At 73.4% G+C, this 5312-nt stretch carries 4 protein-coding genes; 2 read left to right on the top strand and 2 right to left on the bottom strand.

Annotated elements, in window-relative coordinates; genetic code table 11:
• On the bottom strand, positions 1-909 hold a 909-nt coding region (locus tag WD794_03040; GenBank protein MEX2289284.1), incomplete at its 3' end, for an RDD family protein.
• A 49-nt stretch (positions 910-958) separates the two neighbouring features.
• Here WD794_03040 and WD794_03035 point away from each other — a divergent pair.
• Positions 959-1969: a stage II sporulation protein M gene (locus WD794_03035; GenBank protein MEX2289283.1), complete on the top strand. Its 1011-nt coding sequence runs from the start codon at positions 959-961 to the stop codon at positions 1967-1969.
• Between the two features lie 48 nt (positions 1970-2017).
• The gene (locus WD794_03030; protein MEX2289282.1) at positions 2018-3448 is read left to right on the top strand and encodes an SDR family NAD(P)-dependent oxidoreductase; all 1431 of its coding nucleotides are present in this window, start codon (positions 2018-2020) and stop codon (positions 3446-3448) included.
• Here WD794_03030 and WD794_03025 read toward each other — a convergent pair.
• Positions 3427-4791 carry a serine hydrolase domain-containing protein gene (locus WD794_03025; GenBank protein MEX2289281.1) on the bottom strand — a complete coding sequence of 455 codons (1365 nt, stop codon included), beginning with the start codon at positions 4789-4791 and terminating at the stop codon, positions 3427-3429. The genes WD794_03030 and WD794_03025 overlap by 22 nt on opposite strands.
• Between the last annotated feature and the right edge of the window lie 521 nt (positions 4792-5312).

Below are 5312 nucleotides of genomic sequence, written 5' to 3'. Positions count from 1 at the left end.
CGTGTGAGGGGGGTCCTGAGGCGGGCCTGGGCAGCCAACCTCTGGAGGGGGCGACGAAGCCGCGGGCCGGGTCGGCGGCGTCGCCGGCGCCGCGGCCGGCGGCGCGGGCGGCGGCACCGGAAACGCCGGCTCCGCGGGCGGCCGCTGCTCCTGCCCCGGCCGCACGGCCAACCGCTGCTCCTCGCGGTGCCGGCGCTCGGCCAGCACAGCGGAAAGCACTGCCCAGCCGGGCGTGCCGGGCGGCGGCGGGCCCACGGCTGCGGTGACCGCCGCGGTCAGCCGCTTCCCGAGGTCCTCGCGGGCGGTGGGGGTCAGCTGGTGGGCGCGGCCGACGAACTGCCGCACCGACAGCGCCAGGTCGTCGGACAGCCCGGTCAGGTCCAGCTGCGCGGCCCAGCCTGCCAGCGGCGGCGGCATGCTCGCCGCCGGTCCTTCGCGGCCGGGCACCCGCTCGCGTACCACGACCGTCCCGGCGAGCAGGTCCCCGAGCCGCTTGCCCTGTGGGTTCAGCAGCGAGGTGGCCACACCGGCGGTGAACAGGGTGACGCCCGGTCGTTCCAGGAAGGCCCCGGCCAGGCCCCGTACGAGCGCCTGGCGGAAGCCGATGGGGCCGCCGTCGTCACGCACCACGCGCAGCCCCATCGCCGACTTGCCCGGCGTGCGGCCACGCAGCAGGGTCTCGAAGGTGACCGGGTAGACGATCAGCACGAGAACGATCAGCAGGATGCCCAGCGCGTCGGCGGCTGCGCTCGACACTGTGAAGGACACCGCGGTGGCGAGGGCCCCGACCACGAGCAGCACCAGCCCCTGAGCGAGTGCGTCCACGACGCCGGCCAGGACCCGCGACGGCAGGGCGGCCGGCCGCAGGTCGAGCGCGACGGCCTCACCGGTCACCAGCTGGGCTGACACCGGACCTCCTCACCGCGCCGGCTCTCGGCAGCGCCCCTAGTCTGCACGGGTGGACCTCGACGCCTACGTCGCCGCACACAGTCCCGAGTGGGCGCGGCTCGAGGACCTGCTCCGCCGGGCCTCGCGACCGCGCGCGCTGTCCGGCGGGGAGGTCGACGAGCTGGTGGATCTCTACCAGCGGGTCGCGACGCACCTGTCGGTCGTCCAGAGCGCCGGCCCGGATGCCGCCCTCGTCGGCCGGCTGTCCTCACTCGTGGCGCGGGCGCGGGGCGTCGTCGCGGGCGGCCGCCGCGCGTCCTGGAGCGACGCCGCCCGCTTCCTGACGCTCGACTTCCCGGCCGTCTGCTACCGCACCCGCCGCTGGTGGCTCGGTGCGGCGCTGGGCTTCCTGCTCGTCTCCTTTGCCGTCGGCGGCTGGATCGCCGGCAGCCCGGAGGCGCAGCTGTCGGTCGCGCCGCCCGATGTCGTCAAGCAGCTCGTCGAGCAGGACTTCGAGAACTACTACAGCTCGGCCCCTGCGCAGGACTTCGCGGCGCGGGTGTTCACCAACAACGCCTACGTCGCCGCGCAGGCGATCCTGTTCGGGGTCTTCCTCGGCCTGCCGGTGCTGTACGTGCTGTTCAGCAACGCCGTCAACGTCGGCATCGCCGGTGGGCTGATGGCCGCCAACGACCGCACCGCTTTGTTCTTCGGGCTCATCCTCCCGCACGGGCTGCTCGAGCTGACCGCCGTCTTCGTCGCCTGCGGGCTGGGCCTGAAGCTCGGTTGGACCGTCGTCGACCCCGGCAGTCGTACGAGGTCGCGGGCGCTCGCGGAGGAGGGCCGCGCCCTGGTCGCCGGGGCGCTCGGGCTCGCGCTGGTGCTGCTCGTCTCCGGCTTCCTGGAGGCGTTCGTGACGCCCTCGGGCCTGCCCACCTGGGCGCGGCTGACGATCGGTGTGACGGCCGAGCTGCTCTTCCTGGCGTACGTCTTCGGGCCCGGCCGCCGCGCGGTGCGGGCGGGTGTGACGGGTGACGTGGTGGGGGACCTGCGCGGCGACGTCAGGCCGGCCTCCGCCTAGAGTTGTCGCCGGCCCTCTCACCCCACGAACAGGCAGCACGGCACCTCCATGACGGACCAGCCCGGCATCGATCCGGCGCGCCTGCAGACCGTCCTCGACGTCCTGCGCGACCTCGACGACCTGCCGACGGGCCACCCGGACGCGGTGCGCATCCGGGAGGCGACGGCCGCTGTCTACAAGAGCGTGAAGATCCGGCGCCGCCGGGAGAAGCGTGAGCAGGTCCTGGCCAACGACGCCGCCGTCACCGCCGCCACCGCGACGGCCGCGCCGAGCCGGATCGACGACGAGACCCGCGGCCTCCCGATCGGTGAGGCCTCCGGAGCGCAGGTCGTCGGCACGCTCCTCAACCCCCGCTCCTGCTACGTCTGCAAGCAGCGCTACCGCGAGGTGGATGCGTTCTACCACCAGCTGTGTCCGAGCTGCGCGGAGCTGAACCACAGCAGGCGGGACGCCCGCACCGACCTCACCGGCCGGCGCGCCCTGCTCACCGGCGGGCGGGCGAAGATCGGTATGTACATCGCGCTGCGCCTGTTGCGGGACGGCGCCGACACCACGATCACCACCCGCTTCCCGCACGACGCCGTGCGCCGCTTCACCGCGATGCCCGACAGCGACCAGTGGCTGCACCGGCTGACCGTCGTCGGGATCGACCTGCGCGACCCGGCGCAGGTCATCGCCCTGGCCGACCGGGTCGCCGCGCAGGGCCCGCTCGACATCCTCGTCAACAACGCGGCGCAGACGGTGCGGCGCACCGCCGGGTCGTACGCCCAGCTGGTGGCGGCGGAGTCGGCGCCGCTTCCGGCCGGGCCCGGCCCGCGGCTGCTCGACCTCGGGCACGGCCCGCTGCAGCTCACCCGCGGCGAGCAGACCGCGCAGCACTCCTTCGACGCGCACAATCTGACCGCGCTGGCGCTCACCAGCGGTTCGGCCTCGCTGGACCGCGTGGCCGACGGCACGGCCATCGACGCCGGCGGTCTGGTCCCCGACCTCGACGCCGTGAACAGCTGGACCCAGCAGGTGCACGAGGTCGACGCGCTCGAGCTGCTCGAGGTGCAGCTGTGCAACGTGACCGCGCCGTTCGTTCTCGTCAGCCGGCTCCGGCCGTCGCTGGCCGCGTCGCCGGCCCGCCGCACGTACGTCGTGAACGTGTCCGCCATGGAGGGGCAGTTCGGCCGCGGCTACAAGGGCCCGGGGCATCCGCACACCAACATGGCCAAGGCCGCGCTGAACATGCTGACCCGCACCAGCGCGCGTGAGATGTTCGAGACCGACGGCATTCTGATGACCAGCGTCGACACCGGCTGGATCACCGACGAGCGGCCGCACCCGACCAAGGCACGGCTGGCGGACGAGGGCTTCCACGCCCCGCTGGACCTGGTCGACGGAGCCGCGAGGGTCTACGACCCGGTCGTGCGGGGCGAGGCCGGCGAGGACCTGTTCGGTGTGTTCCTCAAGGACTACTCGCCCGCCGCCTGGTGAGACCCCCAGCCGCCGGGATGCACCCCACCCGGCTGCGGCGCCGCCGGGTCGTACGGCGTACGGCTGAAGACGAAGGACCCGAGGTCCAGCGCGATCACGTCGCCGCCGGCCGACCGGACCGGCTGCAACAGCTCGCCGGCGTGGTAGCCGTCCAGCCCGATCCACCTGCCGTCGCCGCGCGCCCGGAAGCGGGTCGCCCGCCCGGCCCCGACCAGCCCCACCAGGTCCAGCAGCCCGTCGGCGCGCAGCCGCAACCCGTACGCGGAGGTGCCCCAGTACCAGGTGCCGACGAGCGAGAAGGCCTCCTGGTCCAACGATTTCGCGGCCGACCAGGTGGGGCCGAGCGCCGGCTCGGCCTCGCGCACCGTCGCGTGCAGGTCGGCCACCAGTGTGCCGTCCAGGCCGCTGGTCGCGTTGCACAGCACGACCGTGCCGAGATCCTCGTCGCGGTCGATGAACACCGACGCGAGGAAGCCGGGCATCGAGCCACCGTGTCCGACGAGGGTCCGGTCGCCCTGCCGAACCACCTGCAGCCCGAGGCCGTACGCCGACCAGGTCCGGGCCGAGGCGTCGACGCCTGACGGCTCGGCCATCTCTTCGAGCGTCGCGCCCGCGAGCACATCGCCGGTGTCGCCGAGCAGGAAGGCGGCGAAGCTGGCGAGGTCGGTCAGCGTCGCCCACAGCTGTCCGGCCGGTGCCAGCGCGCCGGCGTCCTCCTCCGGCTCGGGCAGCAGCGTGTCCGCCCACGGGTGCACGGCGAAGCCCTGCGCCGCCCGCCCCGATGGCCGCGGCGTGGTGCGCGACATGCCCAGCGGCAGCAGGACCTCCTCGCGCACGACCTCGGCCCACGGACGGTGCCGCAACCGGGCGACCACCTCACCCAGAGCGCCGTAGCCGAGGTTGGAGTAGTGGAAGCGCCTTCCCGCGGGATGTTTCACGTCGTCCGCCGACAGCGCGAGCCCGTCCCACGGCGGTCCCGGCACCCTCTCCCACCACTGGCCGGGGCTTTCCGCACGCAGTCCCGCGCCGTGTGCGAGCAGCTGGCCGACCGTCCGGTCGCCGAACGGCGTGCCCGGCAGGTGCCGGTCGAGCGGGTCGTCCAGTCCGAGCAGCCCCTCGTCGCGCAGCCGCAGCACGGCAATTGCGGTGACCGTCTTGGTGATGGAGCCGAGCCGGTACTGCACGTCGTCGTGCGGCTCCTGGACGGCGCCGCGCGCCGCCGACCAGACGAGAGCCCCCTCGCGGACCACCCCCGTCAGCAGTGAGGGCACCCGGCTGTCGCGCTGGGCCCGCGCAGTACGGGCGAGAAGGATGCGGGAGGTGGTGGGGAGCAGGGCGGTCATGGCCGCCGACGGTAGCGGTCAGAGCTTCATCCTCGGGCCGTCCATGGTGGTGCGGCGCGTTGCCATGCGCAGATGTCCTGCGGCAGATGTCCTGCGGCTCGGGAGAATTGAGGGGATCCGGGGTCGCCGCAGGAGTGCAGTTCGCATCGGCGTCGAGCGGACGGACCCACCCGGTCATCGCCGCATTGGTTCCGAGCACCAGTGGGTGCCGGCGATCGTCGGAATGGGTGGCACCGAGATCGCCCACCTGCATGGGTTTCCGCGGGGCTTGCCGATCGGGCTCTGCCAACCACCCGGACTCCGCAGCTACTGGCCAGCGTCTTGCCCAACTGGCCTCCCGACGCGACGGCCGGCGATTCTCCGGTGTCCAGCGGGCCCGGTCACTCACCTTCGACAGGATCCAGGATCGGCTACGGAGCCGATCGGACCGGACCACTCCGTGCAGATCTGGGCCTGAAAAGGTGGCCTTGGGTTCAAGGGATCGTCGCAACACCCTGATCGGATAGGGGTGTTGCCATGGC

Source organism: Mycobacteriales bacterium (genome assembly GCA_040902655.1).
Lineage (GTDB): Bacteria > Actinomycetota > Actinomycetes > Mycobacteriales > SCTD01 > SCTD01.
The sequence above is the reverse complement of the archived record's forward strand: the minus strand, read 5'-3'. Positions and strand labels throughout refer to the sequence as shown.